The organism is Nonomuraea sp. NPDC048916 (assembly GCF_040649575.1).
Taxonomy (GTDB): domain Bacteria; phylum Actinomycetota; class Actinomycetes; order Streptosporangiales; family Streptosporangiaceae; genus Nonomuraea.
On record NZ_JBEZFS010000019.1, the window covers coordinates 155833 to 177110 of the forward strand.

Below are 21278 nucleotides of genomic sequence, written 5' to 3' on the forward strand. Positions count from 1 at the left end.
CGCACATGACACGACACCTTCGATTCCTCGTAGCGGTCTGCCTCCTCGCGTTTGCCCTGCTCAGCGTTGGCTTCATGGCCTTGCAGCCCGAGCTGCCCGATGACCGGGCGCAGTGGCTCGCCACGATCGCTGACGCACGTGCGGGCGCGTCGGCCGCCGCCCAGATGTTCCTCTGGTCCCAACTGCCGTTCGCGGTCTCGGTCGTGGGGCTGGTCGCCTGGCTGCGGCCGAGGTTCCCGCGGCTCACGATCACCGGTGGTGTGTTCGGGGTGCTCGGCGCGTTCGGCCACACCGTAGCCGGCGGTTGGACGCTCACCCAGGTCGTGATGGCCGACGAGCCTGCCCACCGTGACGCCTACTCCCAACTGATCGCCGCGCAGGAGCAGTCGGCCCTGATCGTCTCGTTCCTCATGATCGGTGTGGTCGGCACCGTGGTGGGCATGCTGCTGCTGTCGATCGCCCACTTCCGTTCGCACGTGCATCCGCGATGGGTCGGCCCGGTGCTGTGGGTGTGGCTCGCGGTGGAGTTCGTCGGCAGCGGCATCAGCCCGTGGGCGACGTACCTGTCCGGGCTGCTGCTCCTTGCCGGTTGCAGTGGGCTCGCGGCCGGCCTGCTCGCCGCACGCCAGGACGGGTGCAGGTCTTTGCAGTGACTGGCTGAGCTGGGCGTTCGCTGTCCTGGCTGTTTGATCGTGAAACCGGGCCGCCAAGGGACTGACCGCCGGGGAGATCTCCGTGCGCCTGGCCGAGGTGTACGGCGCGGAGGTGTCCAAGCAGACGATTTCCACCATCACCGACAAGGTGCTGGAGGGGATGGCCGAGTGGCAGAACCGGCCGCTCGACGTCGCTTGAGTTCTATCGGTGGTTGCGAACACTCCAGAAGGAGATGTTCGGATGCCTCGATGGGCTCACAACAAGATGCCGACAGCGGTCAAGAAGCGGTACTTCGAGCTGTTGCGGGAGGGTTATAAGGGCGCGGCGGCAGCTCGTGTGGTCGGCGTGTCGACCAGCTGCGGACCGTCCTGCGCCGAACAGCGCGATGAAGTATCCGCCGGAGCGCCGGGCGGCGGCCCGCTCGATGACGACCGGCGTCCAGCCGATCTGCCGCAACCGCAGAGCGGTCGCGATCCCGCTGATGCCCAGCCCGACCACCAGAGCCCGGCGGCCGGTGTTGTCCGTTGCGTCCATGGTGAACTCCCTTGCCGGTTCGCTGTCACTCCCGCGACGAAGCGGCCCGGCACGCCGGGACGGCGGCGAGTGTGATCTGCGTCTCCCCCGCCTCCGCGCCGCGCAGGCGGGGCTGGGAAAATGGCGGAGAACGTCCCTTGCGGGGTTGCTCGTTCGTCGGGAAGGTGAGAGCCCACTGGCTGGAGGTTGCGATGCAGTACGCCCTGATGATCTACGCCGAGCCCGGCTACCTGGAGGCCCTGCCCGAGGCCGAGCGAGAGACGACGTACGCGGAGTATTTCGCGCTGGCCGATGAGGCGAGCTATGTCGGCGCCACGCAGTTGCAGCCCGCGGAGACGGCCACCTGCGTGCGGGTGAGCGGTGGCCGGACGCTGATGACCGACGGCCCGTTCGCCGACACCAAGGAGGTGCTCGGCGGATTCTGCCTGGTCGAGGCGGACAACCTGGACGAGGCGATCGAGATGGCGGCGCGCATCCCGGCCGCCAGGCTCGGCGGCACGGTGGAGGTCAGGCCGGTGATGCGGTTCTGAGCGTGCTGGAGGAGGTGTTCCGCGACGAGTGGGGCCGGGTACTGGCCTCGCTGGTCGGGTTCCTCGGTGACTTCGATCGGGCCGAGGAGGCCGCGCAGGAGGCGTTCGCCATCGCGGCGCAGCGCTGGCCGGCGACCGGCGTGCCGGACACGCCGGTCGCGTGGCTGGTGACGACGGCTCGCAACCGGGCGATCGACCGGTTCCGCAGGGAGCGCACCCTGGCCGACAAGCTCCATCTGCTGCCGGTGCCGGAGGCCATCGTGGATGAGTTCGACGACACACTGATCAAGGACGAACGGCTCGAGCTGATCTTCACCTGCTGCCACCCGGCGCTGCCGCTGGAGGGGCAGGTGGCGCTCACGCTGCGGACTCTCGGAGGGCTGGAGACCGCCGATATCGCCCGGGCCTTTCTGGTCCCCGAGGAGACCATGAAGCGGCGCCTGACCCGCGCCAAGGCCAAGATCAAGGCGACCGGGATCCCGTTCGCGGTCCCGGAAGCGCGCCTGCTGCCCGAACGCATCGACGCGGTGCTCGCCGTCATTTACCTGATCTACAACGAGGGCTACCGCGGCCGGGTCGACCTGGAAGCCGAAGCCATCCGCCTGGGGAGGGTGCTGGCCGCGCTGATGCCGGAGGAGGCGGAGGTGCACGGGGTGCTGGCGCTGATGATGATCCACCACGCCCGGCGGCGGGCCCGGTTCTCCGGCGAGGACCTCGTGCTGCTCGACGACCAGGACCGTTCACTGTGGGACGTGAGCCAGATCGCGGCCGGCCGGGCGGTGCTCGATCGGGCGATCGCGCTGGGCGGGCGCGGCGCCTACGTCGTTCAGGCCGCGATCGCGTCGTTGCAGGCCCGCGAGCGGATCGACTGGCCGCAGATCGCCGAGCTGTACCGGCGGCTGGCCGGCCTCACCGGCTCGCCGGTGATCGAGCTCAACCGCGCCGTGGCGGTCGCCCAGGCCGGCGACCCCGGCGCTGCGCTGCGCGCCGTAGACCGCCTCGACCTGGACGGCTACCTCTACTTCCACTCCACCCGCGGCGAGCTGCTGCGCCGCCTCGGCCGCGACGCCGAGGCCAGGACGGCCTACTGCCGCGCCCTCGACCTGGCCACCTCGACGCCCGAGCGGCGGTTTCTGACCCACCGGCTCGAACAGCTCTGAATTCCCCGGGTCCGGGGTGTCCCCCGGGAGGCCGCCCGTTCGTCGCCTGGATATGAGCGACAACTTTCCGGCCTTCCGCGCGGGCGGCACAGCCGCATCGACGCCGGCCTCCAGCCCCTACGCCGGGTGACCGCCCTCGGCCGGCGTGGGCGTCCGGTGCTTGGAGCACCTCGCCCGGCACGACACCATCACGAAGGGAAAGAGAGACCATGAGCGGTAAGCTCGACATGACCGCGATGTACGCCGCGCACGACGCGCTCCGGCGGGAGCTGGAGCTCCTCGCCCGGACCGCGGCCAGGGCCGACGACGACCCCCGGCGCATCCTGGGCACCGCCGTCGGCTGGGAGCTGTTCAAGAAGGTCCTGCACGTGCACCACACCGCCGAGGACGACGCGCTCTGGCCGGCGATGCGCGAGGCCGCGGCCGGGCGCCCCGACGACCTGGCCCTGCTGGCAGCCATGGAGGCCGAGCACGAGGCGATCGACCCGCTCATCGACGCGATCGACGCCGCGCTGGCCGACCGGGATTTCGGGCCGCAGCGCCTGGGTGACCTCACCGACGCGCTCGTCGCCGGCCTGACCGAGCACCTCAGGCACGAGGAGGATGAGGCGCTGCCGCTGGTCCAGTCGATCGTCACCGAGCCGCAGTGGCTGCACTTCGGCCAGGTCAACGCCCGCCTGGCCGGCCCGGACGCCTCGCGGATCCTGCCCTGGATGCTGGACGGCGCGAGCGAGCGGGCCATCGCCACGATGCTGGCCCCGCTGCCAGAACCGGCGCGCAGGGCCTACCTGGACGAGTGGCAACCCGCCTACGCTGCCCTGGACCTGTGGGCCGCCGGAACGACCGGCTCACAGACGGCCTATTCCCCGCCCCAGGCGGACACCCCCACCCGAACACCCCTATGAGCCCGAGGAGAGACCACATGTCGATCATCACCACGGCGGCACGCAACAAGGAGACGCTCCGCCGCTTCCACGACGCCGTCAGCACCGGTGACGAAGAGATCGTCTCTAGGACGATCGACGAGGTCGTCCGACCGGACGTGCAGATTCGCACGCCGCTGCCGATCGAGACGACGGGGACGCAGGCGATGAAGGAGGTGCTCGCGATGCTGCACCGGGCCTTCCCCGACCTCCACGTCGAGATCGAGGACGTGATCGCAGAAGGGGACAGGGTCGTCACCAGGAACACGGTCACCGGGACGCACCGGGGTGAGTACATGGGCGTGCCACCGACCGGCAAGTCCATCACGTACAAGGAGATCCTCATCGCCCGTTTCGCCGACGGACGGGTCGCCGAGACCTGGGCGGTCGTCGATGTCATGTCGCAGATGCGGCAGCTCGGCGTGTTCGCGGGACCGAACGCCTAGCGAAGCGTTCATCCCCCGCAGGAGACCGCGCAGCAGGACAGCAGCGGAGCGAAGAACGCGGAGCCGACCGCGAGGGCACCCGGCTCAAGGTCAGCCAGCGTGCGGTGGTCCCCCTACCGGAAGGGCAACCGCGAGCCTGCCGAGGCGGTCCGCCGGCGCGTGCACCACCTTGGGGCCGCAGTTCACACCGCACAAAGACGCTGAATACCAATCACAGGACGGGTAGACGGACGATGACGCAAGCGAACGAAGCGCCGCTGCAGATGCGGCGGAACGGGTTCGATCCGGCAGAGGAGCTGGCCCGGGCCCGCGACGGCGAGGGCGTGGTCCGGGTGGAGACGCCCTGGGGCCTGCCCGGGTACCTGGTATGCCGCCACGAGGACGTCCGCCGGGTGCTTGCGGATCCGGCCCGATTCAGCAGCGCCCTAACCCCGCTCCGCGGAGCCGGCGCGTTACACCCCGACGAGTTGGCCAGGATGCGCGCCGGGCAACTGATCGGGTTGGACCCGCCCGAGCACACCCGGCTGCGCCGGATGCTCACCTCGGAGTTCACCGGGCACCGGATGCGCCGGCTCGAACCGCGGATCACCGAGATCGTCCAGGCTGCCCTGGACGATCTGGAACGGGCCGGTAAGCCGGCCGACCTCGTGGCGAACTTCGCCCTGCCGGTCCCGTCCCTGGTGATCTGCGAGCTGCTGGGCGTGCCTTACGCCGACCGCGCCGGGTTCCAGGATCGTTCCGCGCGCCTGCTGGACACCTCCTTGTCGGCGGAGGAGCTGACCGCGGTGCGGCGGGAGGAGCGCGCCTACCTGGCCGGCCTGGTCGCCCGCGCGCAGGCCGACCCGGGCCAGGACCTGCTCGGCATGCTGGTGCGTGAGCACGGCGACGATCTCAGCACCGACGAGCTCATCGGTGTCGCCGGGCAGTTGCTGCTGGCCGGGCACGAGACCACCTCGAACATGCTCGGCCTGGGCACCCTGGCCCTGCTGCAGCACCCGGACCAGCTCGTGATGATCCGCGAGGACCCGGCGCGGATCGAGCCCGCCGTCGAGGAGCTGCTGCGGTGGCTGTCCATTGCTCAGTCGCCTCCGCCCCGCACCACCACGACCGAGGTGGAGATCGCCGGGCAGGTCATCCCCGCGGGAGCGCTGGTGATCTGCTCGCTTCCCGCCGCCAACCGCGACTACGCATTCATCGGCGACCCGGACCGACTCGACGTCACCCGGGAGGCCGCCGGTCATGTCGCGTTCGGCCACGGCGTGCACCACTGCCTCGGGGCGCCGCTGGCTCGGATGGAGATGCGCATCGCCTTCCCCCTCCTGCTCCAGCGGTTCCCCGGCCTCGCCCTGGCCGACCCGTACGAGCAGGTGGACTTCCGGGTCTTCAGCGTCGTGTTCGGCTTGAACTCGCTACGGGTGACCTGGTGAGCTCACGGGTCTTGGGGGTTGACACCGCCCGCGACGATGAACGGATCACTGCGTGTGGCGAGGACCCGCTACCGGCGCTCTGGCGATCGCGGCGGGCTTGGCGGGCGCGTCGATGGTGCGACCAGGCCAAGGCGCCCGGACGTACGAGCCGGGATTTGTGCCCTCCGCAACCGGCGGACGGCGTCCTGTCCTGAAAGGAGGTGTGGCCGATGCGACGCGACCCCACCTGGAGCTGATGAGGTGATCCCGCTGCTCGACTCTGCGCCTGGCGAATATTTCATCCGGCCAGGTCATAGCCTTGTGGCATTTCACGGTCTCCGGCCGCCGGGGGAGGGGAGACGCGTGCGGCATGATAACCGGTCGTGCTCATTCGCCTCGCCTATCTCGCGCTCACGAACACTTTCGCCGCGCTGCGACTCCTGCCGAGGAGCGATCGGGACAGAGACGTCGAGATCCTCGCGCTGCGTCACCAGGTCACCGTTCTTGAGCGGCAGCTCGGCGCCGACACGGGGCTTGAGCGACAACGGAACGGCCAGTGGCGATAGCGAGCCGACGTGGGCGGGGTTACCACCAATCACCGTTCCGATGTCGATGGGCGTCAGACTGATGGGAATCCCATAACGGTTCTGTCGCTGTGCGTTGATTACGCGAGGTTGCCGGTGCCGTACCCCTACTTCTTGGTCTTCCCCTTCAATCGTCTCAGTCGATCTCAACTAGTCCTTAAGTGCCGCCGTCCACGATCTGATCATGGCGAAGACGACGCGGGAGCGCCGCAACAGGCGGCAGCGATGGGAGGCAGCCCGAGCGTACGCGGGAGCGCGGGAGCGGCGACAGCGGGAGGCTGCCCGACCGCACGCGAAGGCGCAGGAGCAGCGCCTCAACGCGGACGGGTCTTCTTCGACGGCTCGAAAGGCCGGCGAGATCAGCGCGAACTTGTTCGCTGCGCTGGGGATGCTCATGCTGCTCTTCGCTCTGGTGGGATTTCCGTTTTTCATCATCGACTCCACCCTGCCCGACGTACGGACGGCACTCGGCATGAAAGGCGCGCCCGGGACCGCGACTGTCCTGTCCTGCAGGGAGTACCGGATCGGACGCCACGGCACCCGCAACGACTGCAAGGCCCGGTTCGTGTTCGAGGACCCGGCCAGAGCACCGATTGTCCTGCAGACCGTGGCGGACACGGAGGTGGGCGAGACATTCCCGGCCGCGATCAGCACGCTGGGAGACCAAGTCATCCCCACCGGCACCCGAGGCGTATGGAGGGTCGTGCCGGTGATGAGCGTCGTCCTGCTCATACCGGCCATACTGCTGTTCTGCTTCGGCCTCCTGGCAGAATCCAGGGCGATAAAGAGATCGATGAGGATCGGAGCGGGCGTGCTGGTGGCGGTCATGGCTGCGGCCGTGATCGGAGGATTCACACTCGGCCGGTGAACCGCTGGTCGGACCGGTGCGGCCCCGGCTTTAGGGCCGGCTCGTCGCCAAACAGACCGCACTCCGCCACGTGCAGGTCGCCGTCGGACCTGTACAGGTGCCGACGGCCATCAACGCGCCAGGAGGCCCTCCGCGTCAGAACGCTGACTGGAGGCAACTTCTGCGGTATGGAGCTGGTGGACGGACACTGAGGTTCCCCCGGTTTCCCGGAGTGTTTCCTATCTGGTTTCGGTCAGCTCGGTGTGACTGCTGACCGTGTCGGGACGCGTCAGGCAACCTCCATCACCCTCCCCACCCACGGTGCGGCAAGTCACCGGGTGGCTGCTGCGCAACCCCGCCACCCTCACAGATGACGAGCAGAGACATCTGGACGCGCCCGCCTGATCGGCTGGACCAACATCGCCGCCACCGATCACTACCGCAGCCACCCCCGCCGATGGCCTCCAGCTACTCGGTTTCGCAACATGAGAACGCTTTGGCCCTGATCACCCTGGGCATGCTCCCCTTGGCCATCCTCGCGGTCACCGGCGCCGCCCTCAAAACCGAACCCGTCCCACCGGCCGGCACCGGCCAGCTCGGCGCGATCTCCGCGAACGAGATCCGCCGCCTCTTCGCGGTGCTGACCCGGCCACCCATCGACGAAGATCGCATCCTAATTCCCGGTCGTAGAATCGCCCAGTGATTCTGCCCATCATGATGAGGTACTGCTCCAGCTCTTCTGCTGTTGGCATGAATGGCCTGGATTTGAGGTCGTCCCAATATGACATGTATTCGGGAACTTCAAAGAAATCTTCATCGGATACCCCGTCATATGTGTAAGACAGAGGATAGATTTCGTCTATTCCTCCATTGCATGCGAGTTCAAAAGCGCGATCGCGGTGGGTGGACGGCGAACTGGAGGAAAGCGTTCTGACGGTGGCCAGGCAACTGTCCAACGTGGGCCGCCGGGTGGAGGAGGGGAAGCCGAAGTCGCGGGCGTCGGAGGCGGCGGTGGCGTTGGACTCGGGGACGTTGGCCGTGCTGCAGGCGCACCGCGAGCGGCAGTTAAAGGAGAAGCGGACGTCGGGCGGCTCGTGGCAGGAGACGGGCCGCATCTTCACACGGGAGGACGGTTCGGAGTTGACTCCGGACTGGGTGTCGGAGCACTTCTACCGGCTGACTTTCGCGGCCGGGCTGCCGCCGATCCGTCTTCATGATCTTCGTCATGGTGCGGCCACGCTCAGCTTGGCGGCGGGAACGGACATGAAGTATGTCTCGGCGATGCTGCGGCACTCGTCGATCGGGATCACGTCTGACATCTACACGGCAGTATTGCCGGAGATGGCGCGTTCAGCGGCCGAGGCATCGGTTGCTCTGGTGCCTCGGAAGATCGCGTTGGGGGAGGCGTCCGAAACTGGCGGTCCCCCTTCGGTCCCCCACCCGGCGGATCGACGACCCGCGGATACGAAGTTGAGTGCTGCACCGCAGGTGGAGTAGGTAGGGCGGGTGGGACTTGAACCCACGACCCACGGATTATGAGAATCCTCGGTTGATGTTGCTCAGTGTCACGGAGTGCTGTTTTGTATTGTGGTGGCTGGGATTATCCCCGTCGTCGTGTCGGTCTGTGCCGACGCGTGCCGTGCTGTATCGCGTACACGCGAGTAACCACCGAGCAACCATGCGTTCTTGACCATCGGCACTATGTGCCCTTTGTCCCCCGTCTCGGCGCGGCTGTCTGGGGCCGGGCTTGCGTGGTGAACTCGAACTTTACGGTGGACCGAACGTGTGCGAGCAACCACCGAGCAGCCATCGCCTGGTCATTTGCGTCCACAGGCAGGATGGCTCGCAGCGGACCTCGGATGCGATGCATGGTCTGCCTGACGTGCATGGACGTGATTTTCGGCAGGCGCAGGGCCGCGGCCTTCACGTTCGCCCATGACAAGATCGTGAAGATCGAACGCATCTCCGCCCGGGACCGCCTCCGCCGCGTCGAAGCGGAAGGCACGGCCGGTCGATGAACCGGCCGCTTGACATGCCGGTGACGGAGTGGATCAATGGCGGACTTGTGCGCATCATTGCCGGAACGTTAGTCCTCGCCACCATGATCGCCGGGTGCTCGGGCGCGCCCGTGGACAGGACCCAGCACGTCGTAGTCGCGCCCCCTTCACCCACGACCGCGATCCCCTCCCCACGGGCGATCCCCTCCCCACGGGCGACCCCCTCGTCACGGGCGACGCCGAGTCGGACGCCGTTGACCAACGATCAGGCGGCCCGGCGTTATCTGGGCATCGTGCGCCCGTACAACATCGCCCTCGAGCGACTCGAACAGGCGATCAACGGCGGCCAGTCCGTCACGGTGCTACGCCGCCGGGCGGCGCAGGTCGCCACCACGAACCAGACGCAGATCCGGCAGTTGACCGATACCGCCTGGTCCAGGGCACTGCGCGGTCCCATGGGCCGGCTCAAGGCCGAATCGCTGAAGGCGCAACGCCACTGGCTCGGGGCCGCCCGTGCCCGTACCCGCGACGCACTCGTCCAAGAGGTGCTGAACGCCATCCGTTACGACGGAAAACCAGCGGTGGGAAAGATCCGCACTCTGCTGCACCTGGAGCAGTACGACGAGGACGACTATTCATAGGTCGGGCGCCCCGGTGGACCACCCCGGCGGGCGGCACTCCAGCCGTGGATGCCGCCCACCGCCTCATCACGCCGGCTCGGGCACGCGGGTACGCCGCCTGCTGATCAGGCGTACCACCATGATGATCCAGGCCACCGCCGCGATCGCGCCCGCCGCGACGAGACCCGTCGTGAGCAGCCAGGTGTACCCGCCCGTCGTGGAGAACACGCCATTACGGGCACCCGTGTCACGCGCGGGCACCGCCTTACCTTCCGCCATTCCGTCGGGCTCGTCATAAAGAATGACGTCGGCCCGCTTGGCGCCGCCCTCCGTGGCGGTGAAGTCGCCGTACCAGGAGCAAGAACGCCGGCCGCAATTCTCGTGGACCGCGGTGAAAGTACCGAGCGTGCCGTTCCCGGCGTTGGCCTGCCATGCGGGAACCACATCGGCCGCACTGAAGACCAGCCCGATAATGGCGATGGCGGGGAGCCCGATCCAGACGAAGATCTTCGTCCGCCAGCTACTGATCTTTTCTAAGCCAACCATGGCCGGTGACCTTAGCACGGGCGACCGGCTACCGCAGGCGCAGTAGATTCGCGATTCCTGCAGCGGACGCGGCAGTGACAAGTACCTCCGTCAGCCTGATGTCCGCCGCTGCGTTCGGCGGACATTGCGCCTGCCGATAATGCCATCCGCCCAGGTCATGGCATTGGCCATGGCTTCACCTGACGTACGTGATCTTTGGCCGTCAGGGAGAGGGGTGGGAGTTCGGCATGATGTTCGGCTGTGCTCTTTCGCCTGGCCTATCTAGCCGTCACGAACACCTTCGCGGCGCTGCGGTTGCTGCCAATGGGAGATCGTGACAAGGATGCCGAGATTCTCGCCCTGCGTCACCAGATCACTGTCCTTGAACGGCAACTCGGCGCCGGCACCAGGGTGAGGTTCGCTCCCGAAGACCGGGCCTTCTCGCTGCCCTTCTGACGTCGCTGCCCCCACGAGGTCCTACGTCGGCTGCAGCTCCTGGTCCGCCCGGACACCGTCCTGCGCTGGCATCGCGATCTGATGAAACAGCGTTACGCCCGTACCTGCCGACCAAAACGGCGCGGGCGTCCGCCAACCGTCCGCTCTATCCGCGTTCTCATTCTGCGTCTGGTCCGGGAGAACCCGTCTTGGGGCGGGTGCACGGCGAGTTGGTCACGCTGGGCATCACGGTGGCTCCATCCACCGTCTGGGAGATCGTCAAACAGGAAGGTGTCGATCCCGCTCCCGAGCGGGCGTCCACCATGTGGGCCGATTTCCTGCGTTCGCAAGCCGAAGCTATTTTGGCCTGCGACTTCATCGAGGCCGTCACGCTCAATGGACAACGTCAGTACATCCTGGCCGTCATCGAGCACGCCACCCGGCACATCCGTGTGTTGAGCACCACCGCCCACCCGACCGCGAGCTGGGTGCTCCAGGCGATGAAGAATCTCATGATGGATTTGGACGACGCGGGCTGCCGGGCGCGTTATCTGATCCGTGACCGGGATGGGAAGTTCCCCGCTCGGATGGAGGAGATCCTCGCCGGGGCCGGCATCCAGACCGTGCTCACCGGTATCCGGATGCCGCGGATGAACGCGGTCATGGAGCGGTGGATGCAATTGTGTCGCCGTGAGCTTCTCGACCGCTGCCTGCTATGGAACGAACGCCACCTGCGGCACGCCCTGCGCGAGTACGAACGGTTCTACAACCGGCACCGCGCCCATCAAGCCTTGGCCCAGGCGGCCCCGCTGCGTACCGTCCCGGATCCGATCACCGATCCAGAGCGAATCGCCGGCTTGAACGTTCGCCGACGAGACCGGCTCGGTGGAGTCCTCAACGAGTACTCGCAAGTCGCTTGAACTGCATGGATGGAGTTCGGCAGGCACAGCACCCAGTGCTCGGCCGGAAGCCGTGTGAAGGCGATCAGGGGCAACGGCTGCGACACCTCGCCACGGATGCTTGTCCAGGGTTGCTGTGGCCGCACTACGGCGATGTCGCTTTCCGCGCTTGGCCGGGTGGGGTGTGCAGGTCCTGGGAGGGCTGGTCATCCACAGGTAGTTGTGCTGATTTCTTCTCTTGTCCCGGTGGTTGTCCGCCTTGGCCGGGTGGGGTGTGCGAAGGGCTGGTCTCGGGAGGCGCACTCAATGACGCCTGCTGCGTGCCGGTCGCAGTGGGCCGGCTGTCGGATTCCGATGGCTTGGGGACGTCCGGCGGCGCGGCTGGAGTATGGGGCTGGTGCCGTGGAGGCGTTGCCTGGGCGGCGGCAGCAGGTGGAGTGGTGCGGTTTCGGCGCGCAGTGGGGGTCGGGCGCGGGCGGCTCGTCGGAGCAATGGCGGAGGCGATGATCCGGCGTGGGGCCGAGGTGGCTCTTGTCGGTGTGGCGTTGGGGTGGGCGGATAGGGCGGCTGGGGGCGGGCTGGTGGTGTTGCTCTCCGGGGTCGGCACTTCGTCGAATGTGGGGGAGCTGGCGGGAATGCCGATCAGGAGGGCGGCCGCGACGAGGTGGAGGAGGCCGGCCAGGACGGTGGCGGTCCTGATCGCCTGTCCGCGGGTGTGCCGCCGTTCGGTGGTGGCTTGGTGGGGCCGGGTCGTCACCGTGGACGGGTTCTGGTCGCTGGCATGGGTGTTCTCCCGGGGCGTGGGTGGGCAACGGCAAACCTTATCGATCTAGACATGGATGGTGACGGCGGTCAAGAGCGTCGGGCAAAGATTCGTCGCCGTATGCCTGCCTGACGTGCGTTTCTGCACGTCGAGGGCTTCGGGAGAAGGGGTTTACGGACTGAGTCAGTTGCTGTGAGTTCGCTGGGAGTTGACTCCCAGGTACTTTGCGGAGCGGTTTCAGCGACCTGGACCTTTCACTCTCCGTTACATCTTCTGAGGGTTGGCTGGAACCCCACCTTCGGGCGGATCTTCGCAGCCTGACAGGCCCTCGCTGGCCATTCAACAGTGTGTTCGACTCTTTGGGTGGGTCACTTTCTGTGGTTCTTGACCGAATGTGCCGATTTGTGGCGTGATGCGGGTGTTTTGCCTCAGGGGATCTTTAGGTCCTCCTTATCTGCGGCCCCTGGCGGGTCGCGTGAGCATGGAGTGTGTCCGTGTCGCAATTACCCGTCCCACGACCGAAACCGGCCCCACAGCCCCGACCTAGACGTCACGCACGGTTACGTCGGCATGTCGTCCTCATCACCGCCCTCGCGCTGGTGGCCTCGCTCGCTTCGGCACCGCCCGCCGCGGCGCAGAGCGGACCGGCCGAGCCCGGGCTGCTGTCACGCGCGTCGAGTTGGCTGACCACGCAGTCGAGCTGGCTAGCCGGGCAGGTGGCCGGCTGGTTCGCCGAGGAGCCGAAGGGAGAGATACGCCCGGCTCAGGCGCCGATCACGTTGCCGGGGCGAGATGGCACACCGGCGCAGCTGAAGCTGGATCCGGTCAAGGAGCCGGGCAAGCGGGTCAAGGAACTGACCGGGCAGCGCACCGCGGTGAGTAAGACCTTCGAGCTGGAGGACGGCCGCCGCCAGGTGGAGATCTCGGCGGTGCGCCAGCACGTGCGGGACGAGTCCGGCACATGGCAGCCGGTGGACACCCGGGTGCGGGAGCAGGCCGAGGACGGTTTCACGCTGGCGGCCGAGCGGACCGGGTACGTCGCCCGGTTCGGCGAGCGCAGTGACCGGCTGGTACGGGTCGGGCTCGGCGAGGCGCAGGTGACCTTCGGGCTGCCGGGCGAGCCGCGGACGATCAAGCCGGAGGTGGACGGAGCGAAGGTCATCTACCGGGGCGCGTTCGGTGAGGGCGCGGACCTGGTGTACGAGGTGACCGCGTCCGGGGTGAAAGAGGGCATCGTGCTCGCCCGCGCCCCGCAGGGCACCCCGTCGTACCAGTTCACCGTCAGCATGTCCGGCGGGCTGCAGGCCAAGGCGAACCCGGACGGGTCGATCGGTTTCGTGCCGCCGTCCGGCAAGGGAGCGGTGTTCACGATCCCGAAGCCGTACATGATCGATACGGCCGACGACGCGGCCTCGCCGTACGGCAAGCGCTTCTCTGCCGCCGTCACCCAGACGCTGGGCGAGCAGTCGACCTTGACGGTCACCCCCGACGCGGGCTGGCTGGCCGCTCCCGAGCGGTCCTGGCCGGTGACCATCGACCCGACCGTCGTGATCGCGCCGGACTGGTCAACCTCCAGCGACGCGATGATCGTCTCCACCTCGCCGACTACGAACTACGACGTCGACCTGCGGCTGAGCGTGGGCCGTTCCGGGACAAGCGTGTACCGCGGGCTGGTGCGCTTCGACCTGGCGGGGCTGGTCCCCGAGGGGACGACGATCGACAAGGCCGAGATGGGGCTGTACTACGACCAGACGCTGGCCGGCTCGACGGGATCGGTGGCGCTGGAGGCCCGGCGGGTGACCCAGCCGTGGGACCCCAGCACGGTGACCTGGAACTCGATCAACACCGCGATGGGCGAGGTCGCTGCCACCGCGACCTTCCAGGCTGCCGAGGCCAACCTCTGGCACACCTACACCGTCACCGACCTGGCCCGCGCCTGGCTGGCCGGGACGACGCCGAACCACGGCGTGATGGTCAAGGCGGTCAACGAGACGGTGGCGGCGGGCGGTCCGCAGTACGCGGAGGGTGAATGGGCCAAGGGTTTCCCGGAGAACCCGATGCCCAAGCTGACCCTCACGTACGGGACCCCGTCGGTGCAGCTCGGACGGCCGCTGGTGGTACACGCCACCGGCGCGGAGCTGGCCTGGAAGCCTTATGACGGGCCTGGCGAGGTCACCGAGTACCAAATACATCGCAGCCGGGACCTGTCCTTCACCCCGTCCCCGGCCACCCTGGTGGCGCCGCTGGACAGCGAGGCGACCACGTACGTGGACACCTCGGCCACGCCGAACACGAGGGTGGCCTACCAGGTGGTCGCGGTGCGTTCGGCCGGGCAGGCCTCGACGTCGGGGCCGTTGATCGTGGAGCTGCCCAACGCGGGCATCACCGCGGCCACCATCCCGCCCAGCGCCGACACCACGTTGACCAGCTGCCAGCCCAGCGTCGGGCACGACAAGCTTGGCGAGCGCGCGAACCTGTCGGCCGGATTCGGCGGGACCGCCTTCGGCACCACCAGGGCGCTGCTGAAGTTCGACACCTCCATCATCCCGGCAGGCATCAAGGAGGTCATGGCGAACCTGCGGATCTTCCAGGTCGCCCATCGTGGCCTCGAGCCGAGCTACCACTTCTACCCGCTGACCCGTTCCTTCGACGAGGCCACCGCCTCCTGGCAGCAGGCCGCACCCGGCGTGCCCTGGACGAAGGCCGGCGGCGATCATGAGACCGCCTCGGTGGGGCAGGGCTTCTTCACCTCCCCGACCGACCCAGACTTCTCAAGCTGGTGGGCGCCGCGCGGGTTCGACGCGCTGGTGCAGCGCTGGATCAGCGACCCGTCCACCAACCACGGCCTGCTGCTGCGCGCCGACAGCGAGTCGTCCAAGGCCTGCCCGACCAGCGGCGACGGCGACTCCTTCACCTCATCCGAGGCGGCCGAGCCGGAGGTACGGCCGTGGCTGCACGTCCTCTACTACGACCCGACGCAGACCTACAGCGCCCCCGGCACCCCATCCCGGATGGCCGGCGGCGAGCAGCGGACGGTCGACGTCACGATCACCAACACCACCAGCGAGACCTGGCCGGCCGGCTCCACCCGGCTGGGCTACTTCTGGAAACTGCCGGACGGCACGGACGTGACCGGCGACACCCAGCTGTTCACCCCGCTGGAAGCAGCGCTGGAGCCACGTGACACCGTCACCGTTCAGGCCCAGGTCAAGGCCCCCACGCTGGCCTCGGGCAACCTGGCGGACGCCGCCTCGCTGGTGTGGGACGTGCACGACACCACTACCAACAGCTGGAAGTCCGCCAGCCACCAACTGCCGCAACTGCCGCAGCAGATCCGCCTGGAGTCCCCGACCAGCGACCTGCTGGGGCTGGAGAAGTTCTACGCCTACACCGGCAAGAACACCGGCGCCGGAGCAACCGCCCTGGTCAACCCGTACGCGGGCAACGTGGTGTGGAACTACAACGCCTTTTCCAACCCCTCCCGCGGCGCGCAGACGTTCGTCCGGATGACCTACAACAGCCTGGACACCAGCGCATCGTCGATGGGTTACGGCTGGTCGCTGCAGACCTCCACGCTGCAGCGCCTCGGCTCGCAACTGCACCTCCATCCGCCCGGCCAGCCCTGGCCCGAGCAGGTGCGGCTGACCGACGGGGACGGCACCACCCACGTGTGGCTGCGCGACCCGCCCACCTGCACCTCCAACTGCGAGTACAAGCACCCGCGCGGCGTGCATCTGTACCTGCAGAAGACCGGCTCGGCCGACCCACTGCGGCAGTGGGTGTTCACCAAGCCGGACCGGACCCAGTTCTTCTTCGACGACGAGGGCTTCCAGTCGGCGATCGTGGACAAGAACGGCAACACCATGTCGTTCACCTACGAACGCCGCCGCTCCAACAACAAGCCAACCAAGTTCCTGCAGTACATCACCGACGCGGCCGGGCGTCGCACCCTGACCTTCGACTACTACGCCAAGGGCCAGGACTACACCTACATCAACGACGCCGGCCAGCCGGTCAACGACACCAAGCTGACCAACCCGCACATCATCGACAACGTCGAGTCGATCATCGACATCGCCGGTCGGAAGGTGACCTTCACCTACACCGACAAGGGCCTGATGGCCAAGATGGTCGACGGCGCCGGCGACGAGCAAGCGAAGACGTTCGCCTTCACCTACGACGCCACCCAGGGCAACAAGAACGTCAAGCTCGTGGCGGTCAAGGACCCGCGCGGCAACAGCACCAAGCTGGACTACTACGACGCGACGGAAGACCCGGAAGATCTGTGGAAGATCCAGACCCTCACCGACCGGCTCGACGGAGTCACCAAGTTCGACTACGTCGACCCGGACGGCCCGCAGGGCGGCGTCATCAACGCCACCGTCACCGACCCGCTTCAGCAAGGCACGAACAAGGCCACCAAGTACGTGCTGGACAAGTACGGCCGCCCGGATTTGATCACGAACGCCAACAACGAGATCACTGATCTGGAGTGGGACGACGATCACAACGTCACCACGCTGATCGAGAAGGGCAAGGACGCCGGCACGACGGAAGACGCCGTCACGACGTGGGAGTACGACCCGAAGACCGGCTACCCACTGAAGATCACTGACGCGGAGGCCAACAAGAACGGCACCGCCCCCACCACCCTGACCTACGAGGGCCCGGAAAACTTCAAGGGTTTCGTCGCCGACCTGGTCTTCAAGACCAGCCCGAACGGCAACACCCTGGGGTCCGGTGACGGTGCCAAGCATTACACGTGGAAGTTCGGCTACGACGGCAACGGCAACCTGAAGACGGTCACCGATCCCCTCGGCGTCTTAACCAACGATCCTGACGACTACACCACCACCTACACCTACGACCCCTTAGGCCAGCTGGCCACGTCAGTCGATGCCAAGGGCAACACCACCGCGTACACCGACTACCACCCGACCGGCTACCCGCAGAAGATCACCGATGCGTACGAGCACAGCACCGTCACCGAATACGACGTGCGCGGCAACGTGCGGTCGGTCACCGACGCACTGGGCAAGACCACCAGCCAGACCTACGACATCTTCAAGCGGCCGCTCGAGTCCAAGGTCCCCAAGGACCAGGACGCCTCTCCACCGGTGTTCATCGTCACCCCGGCCCTGGAATACGACGCCAACGACAACGTCACCAAGACCACCGCGCCCAACGGTGCCGTGTCCACCGCCGTCTACGATGAGGCCGACCAGCTGACCGAGTCGTTCCTGCCCAAGGACAGCGACGACGGGCCGGTACGCAAGGCCACCTTCACGTGGGACCTGGCCGGCAATCTGAAGAACCAGATCGAGCCCAAGGGCAACCTGCCCGGCGCGGACCCGGCCCAGTTCACCACCACGTACACGTACGACGACATCTACCAGCTGATCGGCGTCACTGCCACCGATGTCGCCAACGCTCGACAGAACAAGATCACCTATGAGTACGACGACGTCGGCAACGTCATCAAGGTCATCGACCCGCGCAAGAACGCCACCGCCGACGCCGGCGACTACGCGGCGTTCTACACCTACGACCGCAACCACCGCGTCACCGCCGTCAAGGACGCCGCCGGATACGAGACCTCCACCGAGTACGACCTCGATGGCCGGGTCGTAGGTCAGACCGACCAGGACAACAACAAGGCGATCACCACCTACAACGACCGCGGCGACGTGGTCGAAACCAAGGTCCCGCACTCCGAGACCGACGGGGTCATCAAGTACGTCACCACCCAGTTCGCCTACGACCAGGTCGGCAACAAGACCAAGACCATCACCCCGCGCGGGGTGGAACGCGGCGGCGACCTGGTCGACTTCGTCGCTGAAACAAAGTACGACAAGCTGAACCGGCCGACCGAGGAGATCTACCCCTACGACCGGTCCGACCCGGTCTACAACACGCCCGACAGCGTCTTGTACGTCTACGACGCGGTCTCCCGGCTGAAGGAGATCTCGCAACCGCCCTCGCACGGGCAGACCATCCGCAACCTCTCCACGATGACCTACTGGGATAACGGCTGGTCCAAGACCACCACCGACCCGTGGGACATCAAGACCACTTACGACTACAACGAGCTCGGCCTGCAGAAAAACCGCACCGTCACCTCGGCGGGCGGCTCCTCGCAGCGGGCGCTGGACTGGTCGTACTACCCCGACGGCAAACTCAAGACCCACTCCGACGACGGCGTCCCCCTCGGCCTCGACGTCGTCCTGTCCGACAACTCCGACACCGGCCAGACCGTCACCACCGGCACCTGGACCCTCGCCGGCAGCGGCAGCTCGGCATCCAACATCGTCGGCCCCCAGGTGGAGGCGGCCACCGGGTTCGTCGGCTACGACTACGCCACCGCGCCCGCGGGCACCGGCCAATCGTCATTCGCCTGGAACCTCACCACCCCCTCGGACGGCATCTACAAGGTGCAGGTCCGGTACCCGTCCGGCGCCACGGCCACCAACGCCACCTACAAGGTCAAGCACCAGGGCGGCGAGGCCACCGTCACCCTCGACCAGACCAAGAACCCCGGCACCTGGGTCGAACTCGGCTCCTACGCCTTCACCGCCGGCACCGCCCACAGCGTCAGTCTCACCAATGAGGCCAACGGCACCGTCGCGGCCGATGCGGTCAAGCTGGTGCGCGACAACAGCGGTGACACCGACGGTGAGAAGAAGGACTTCTCCTACACCTACGACGCCAACGCCAACCTCATGAAGATCGAGGACAACTCCCCGACCGCGAAGATCGATCTGTGGGACATCTCCTACACCAACCTCAACCAGATCGACACCGTCAAGGAGTCGTTCAACGGGACGCTGAAGAACACCACCAGCTATCGCTACAACGAAAACAGCGCCGTCACCGAGCGCACGCACGACAAGACGGTCGCCACCTATGGCTACGACGTGCGTGACCTGGTCGAGCAGGTGGTCAACAAGAAGAGCGCCTCGGACCCGGCGCCGAAGACCACCCGCTACACCTACACCAAGCGTGGTGAACGCTTCACCGAGACCAAGGCCAACGGCAACACCGTCACCTACGACTACTTCCTGTCCGGCGTCCTGCGCCAGTCGATCGAGAAGAAGCCCAACGCCACGGTCGTGGCCGAGCACACCATCGGCTACCAGGGCAACCTGCAACGCGCCAGCGACCACGCCAAGATCCAGAACGCCGACAACCCCGGCGCCTACCTCGAACACGACTACGCCTATACCTACGACCCCCGCGACCGCATCACCAAGACCGTCAAAACTCCCGTCAGTGGCGGGGCGGCCGAGATCGAGACTTACTCCCACGACGCCAACAGCAACGTCTGGGAGCAGGAGGTCCTCGGCAAGAAGACCACCTTCACCTACGACCGCAACCGCCTGATGACCTCCGTCACCGACGGCCAGACGTCGACGTACACCTACGACCCGTACGGGCGGCTGCGCACCATCCAGGGCGGCGGCAAGACACAGGAGAAGTACACCTACGACGGCTTCGACCACGTCACCCGCCACGAAAAGCTCGGGACCGACGGTGTCACTAGCACGGTGACCACCTACACCTATGACCCGCTCGACCGCACCACCACCAAGACTGAGAAGGAAGGCACCGCCTCAGCCAAAACCACCACGTACTCCTACCTCGGCCTGTCCGGCGAGGTTCTGGATGAAGAGGTGGCCGGCAAACTCACCAAGTCCTTCCAATACAGCCCGTGGGGCGAACGCCTCTCACAGGTGAAGGTCACCGGCGACGGGTCGGAGGAGTCGTCCTACTACGGCTATAACCCGCACACCGACGTCGAACAGATCACCTCAGAGTCGGGTGACACCCGGGCCACTTACGGCTACACCGCCTACGGCAGCAACGACGACAAGCTCTTCACCGGCGTCGACAAGCCCGACCCCGTCGACCCCACCGCCAAGGAGGAGTACAACCCCTACCGCTTCAACGCCAAGCGCTGGGACAACTCCACCGGCATGTACGACATGGGGTTCCGCGACTACAACCCCGGCCTCAACCGCTTCCTCAACCTCGACCGCTACAACGGCGCCCTCGCCGACCTCTCCCTTGGCCTCGACCCCTGGACGGCTAACCGTTACGCCTTCGCCGGCGGCAATCCCATCACAGGCATCGAACATGATGGGCACGAGCCACGCCCCTGGCACAATCGCAAGTTCGAGGGATGGTCACAGAAACAATACAACGAATACTGGGCATGTGAGAAGGATCCCGGCAACTGCGGTAAGAAGCCAGGCGCGGAAAAAAACGGTGACACGCCGGTGGTGCAGCTTGACTGCGCCGGCTCTGGCGGCCACAAGACCTGCGAACCCAACTCGGGTCTGAATCCGCTCGAAAAAGTCGGCATCCTCATAGTGTGGAACTGGTTCACCACCGTAACTTCAACGACGGAGTGCATCGAAGGAACCGGCCTCGATGACTGCGTAGAAGCTCTGACGGACGCAAAATTCAAGAACAGGGTCCACATCCCCAAAAATGGCAAATCGGGGAAGGATTTCCCCTGCCATAGCTTCGTGCCCGGTACCGAAGTGCTCATGGCCGATGGCACGCGTAAGCCGATCGAGGATGTAAAGGTCGGCGATGAGGTTCTGGCCACCGATCCAGAAACCGGGGAGACCAGAGCCGAAGTCGTTACCGTGGTGATGACCAGCAAGGGCGACAAGAACCTCGTTCAGATCAGCGTCGACACTGATGGTGACCGGGGCACCGCTCGCGGCAGCATTATCGCTACCGATCACCATCCATTCTGGATTCCTACGCTGCGAAAGTGGATCGGCGCCGGCGACCTCGAGCCGTATCCATTCAGGCTCGTTGTTGATCGTGTCTGGTTTGGGGTAGACGCGCCGGTTTCGCAGTGATTGTGGATGTTGTCAGGCAAGGATCGTAGTTTGAGCTCGTGTCCGACCCCCGGGACCCCAGCCGTGAGGAACTGCTGGCTGC

At 66.6% G+C, this 21278-nt stretch carries 17 protein-coding genes and 1 pseudogene; 16 read left to right on the forward strand and 2 right to left on the reverse strand.

The window, feature by feature from the left end; all coding sequences use genetic code 11:
* The first annotated feature begins 5 nt into the window (after nucleotides 1–5).
* Together AB0C16_RS22155 and AB0C16_RS22160 are read left to right on the forward strand one after the other, a co-directional pair.
* On the forward strand, nucleotides 6–653 hold the full coding sequence (locus AB0C16_RS22155) for a DUF4386 family protein (protein ID WP_357685733.1): 648 nt from the start codon (nucleotides 6–8) through the stop codon (nucleotides 651–653).
* Nucleotides 654–705: 52 nt separating this feature from the next.
* Nucleotides 706–843: pseudogene (locus AB0C16_RS22160) on the forward strand (transposase); the annotation flags it as partial.
* A gap of 12 nt (nucleotides 844–855) precedes the next feature.
* Here the strand turns inward: AB0C16_RS22160 and AB0C16_RS22165 are convergent.
* Complete coding sequence (locus tag AB0C16_RS22165) at nucleotides 856–1188, reverse strand: hypothetical protein (protein ID WP_357685735.1); 333 nt, start codon at nucleotides 1186–1188, stop codon at nucleotides 856–858.
* A 191-nt stretch (nucleotides 1189–1379) separates the two neighbouring features.
* Between AB0C16_RS22165 and AB0C16_RS22170 the strand changes: the two genes are divergently transcribed.
* The 11 genes from AB0C16_RS22170 (at nucleotide 1380) to AB0C16_RS22220 (ending at nucleotide 9722) form a co-directional block, all read left to right on the forward strand.
* Nucleotides 1380–1718, forward strand: coding sequence for a YciI family protein (locus tag AB0C16_RS22170; protein WP_357685737.1), 339 nt, complete (start codon nucleotides 1380–1382; stop codon nucleotides 1716–1718).
* A gap of 2 nt (nucleotides 1719–1720) precedes the next feature.
* Nucleotides 1721–2878, forward strand: a complete 1158-nt coding sequence (locus AB0C16_RS22175; protein ID WP_357685739.1) for a sigma-70 family RNA polymerase sigma factor — start codon at nucleotides 1721–1723, stop codon at nucleotides 2876–2878.
* A 209-nt stretch (nucleotides 2879–3087) separates the two neighbouring features.
* Nucleotides 3088–3783: a hemerythrin domain-containing protein gene (locus tag AB0C16_RS22180; RefSeq protein WP_357685741.1), complete on the forward strand. Its 696-nt coding sequence runs from the start codon at nucleotides 3088–3090 to the stop codon at nucleotides 3781–3783.
* Between the two features lie 17 nt (nucleotides 3784–3800).
* Nucleotides 3801–4247 carry an ester cyclase gene (locus tag AB0C16_RS22185; RefSeq protein ID WP_357685743.1) on the forward strand — a complete coding sequence of 149 codons (447 nt, stop codon included), beginning with the start codon at nucleotides 3801–3803 and terminating at the stop codon, nucleotides 4245–4247.
* A gap of 233 nt (nucleotides 4248–4480) precedes the next feature.
* Nucleotides 4481–5674 carry a cytochrome P450 gene (locus tag AB0C16_RS22190; protein WP_357685745.1) on the forward strand — a complete coding sequence of 398 codons (1194 nt, stop codon included), beginning with the start codon at nucleotides 4481–4483 and terminating at the stop codon, nucleotides 5672–5674.
* Between the two features lie 362 nt (nucleotides 5675–6036).
* The gene (locus AB0C16_RS22195; RefSeq protein WP_357685747.1) at nucleotides 6037–6219 is read left to right on the forward strand and encodes a hypothetical protein; all 183 of its coding nucleotides are present in this window, start codon (nucleotides 6037–6039) and stop codon (nucleotides 6217–6219) included.
* Between the two features lie 202 nt (nucleotides 6220–6421).
* Nucleotides 6422–7105, forward strand: a complete 684-nt coding sequence (locus AB0C16_RS22200; RefSeq protein WP_357685749.1) for a hypothetical protein — start codon at nucleotides 6422–6424, stop codon at nucleotides 7103–7105.
* Between the two features lie 436 nt (nucleotides 7106–7541).
* Nucleotides 7542–7787 carry a hypothetical protein gene (locus tag AB0C16_RS22205; RefSeq protein WP_357685751.1) on the forward strand — a complete coding sequence of 82 codons (246 nt, stop codon included), beginning with the start codon at nucleotides 7542–7544 and terminating at the stop codon, nucleotides 7785–7787.
* Between the two features lie 200 nt (nucleotides 7788–7987).
* A complete protein-coding gene (locus AB0C16_RS22210; protein WP_357685753.1) occupies nucleotides 7988–8581 on the forward strand; it encodes a tyrosine-type recombinase/integrase in 594 nt (197 codons plus the stop codon).
* Nucleotides 8582–8970: 389 nt separating this feature from the next.
* On the forward strand, nucleotides 8971–9102 hold the full coding sequence (locus tag AB0C16_RS22215; RefSeq protein ID WP_357685755.1) for a hypothetical protein: 132 nt from the start codon (nucleotides 8971–8973) through the stop codon (nucleotides 9100–9102).
* A gap of 233 nt (nucleotides 9103–9335) precedes the next feature.
* Complete coding sequence (locus tag AB0C16_RS22220; protein ID WP_357685756.1) at nucleotides 9336–9722, forward strand: hypothetical protein; 387 nt, start codon at nucleotides 9336–9338, stop codon at nucleotides 9720–9722.
* Nucleotides 9723–9788: 66 nt separating this feature from the next.
* On the opposite strand, the gene AB0C16_RS22225 is transcribed toward AB0C16_RS22220, so the two are convergent.
* Nucleotides 9789–10265 carry a hypothetical protein gene (locus AB0C16_RS22225; protein ID WP_357685758.1) on the reverse strand — a complete coding sequence of 159 codons (477 nt, stop codon included), beginning with the start codon at nucleotides 10263–10265 and terminating at the stop codon, nucleotides 9789–9791.
* A gap of 222 nt (nucleotides 10266–10487) precedes the next feature.
* Here AB0C16_RS22225 and AB0C16_RS22230 point away from each other — a divergent pair, with 222 nt between their 5' ends.
* The 3 genes from AB0C16_RS22230 (at nucleotide 10488) to AB0C16_RS22240 (ending at nucleotide 21196) form a co-directional block, all read left to right on the forward strand.
* Nucleotides 10488–10682 carry a hypothetical protein gene (locus AB0C16_RS22230; RefSeq protein WP_357685760.1) on the forward strand — a complete coding sequence of 65 codons (195 nt, stop codon included), beginning with the start codon at nucleotides 10488–10490 and terminating at the stop codon, nucleotides 10680–10682.
* Between the two features lie 197 nt (nucleotides 10683–10879).
* Nucleotides 10880–11581, forward strand: coding sequence for an integrase core domain-containing protein (locus AB0C16_RS22235; protein ID WP_357685770.1), 702 nt, complete (start codon nucleotides 10880–10882; stop codon nucleotides 11579–11581).
* Between the two features lie 1341 nt (nucleotides 11582–12922).
* Nucleotides 12923–21196, forward strand: coding sequence for a DNRLRE domain-containing protein (locus AB0C16_RS22240; RefSeq protein WP_357685762.1), 8274 nt, complete (start codon nucleotides 12923–12925; stop codon nucleotides 21194–21196).
* Nucleotides 21197–21278: the final 82 nt, after the last annotated feature.

Excerpts from the sequence above, each read along its gene's own strand:
- AB0C16_RS22155 (WP_357685733.1), top strand. The coding sequence starts at position 6 with ATGACACGACACCTTCGATTCCTCGTAGCGGTCTGCCTCCTCGCGTTT.
- AB0C16_RS22165 (WP_357685735.1), bottom strand. The coding sequence starts at position 1,188 with ATGGACGCAACGGACAACACCGGCCGCCGGGCTCTGGTGGTCGGGCTG.
- AB0C16_RS22170 (WP_357685737.1), top strand. The coding sequence starts at position 1,380 with ATGCAGTACGCCCTGATGATCTACGCCGAGCCCGGCTACCTGGAGGCC.
- AB0C16_RS22180 (WP_357685741.1), top strand. The coding sequence starts at position 3,088 with ATGAGCGGTAAGCTCGACATGACCGCGATGTACGCCGCGCACGACGCG.
- AB0C16_RS22185 (WP_357685743.1), top strand. The coding sequence starts at position 3,801 with ATGTCGATCATCACCACGGCGGCACGCAACAAGGAGACGCTCCGCCGC.
- AB0C16_RS22190 (WP_357685745.1), top strand. The coding sequence starts at position 4,481 with ATGACGCAAGCGAACGAAGCGCCGCTGCAGATGCGGCGGAACGGGTTC.
- AB0C16_RS22200 (WP_357685749.1), top strand. The coding sequence starts at position 6,422 with ATGGCGAAGACGACGCGGGAGCGCCGCAACAGGCGGCAGCGATGGGAG.
- AB0C16_RS22205 (WP_357685751.1), top strand. The coding sequence starts at position 7,542 with ATGGCCTCCAGCTACTCGGTTTCGCAACATGAGAACGCTTTGGCCCTG.
- AB0C16_RS22215 (WP_357685755.1), top strand. The coding sequence starts at position 8,971 with ATGGACGTGATTTTCGGCAGGCGCAGGGCCGCGGCCTTCACGTTCGCC.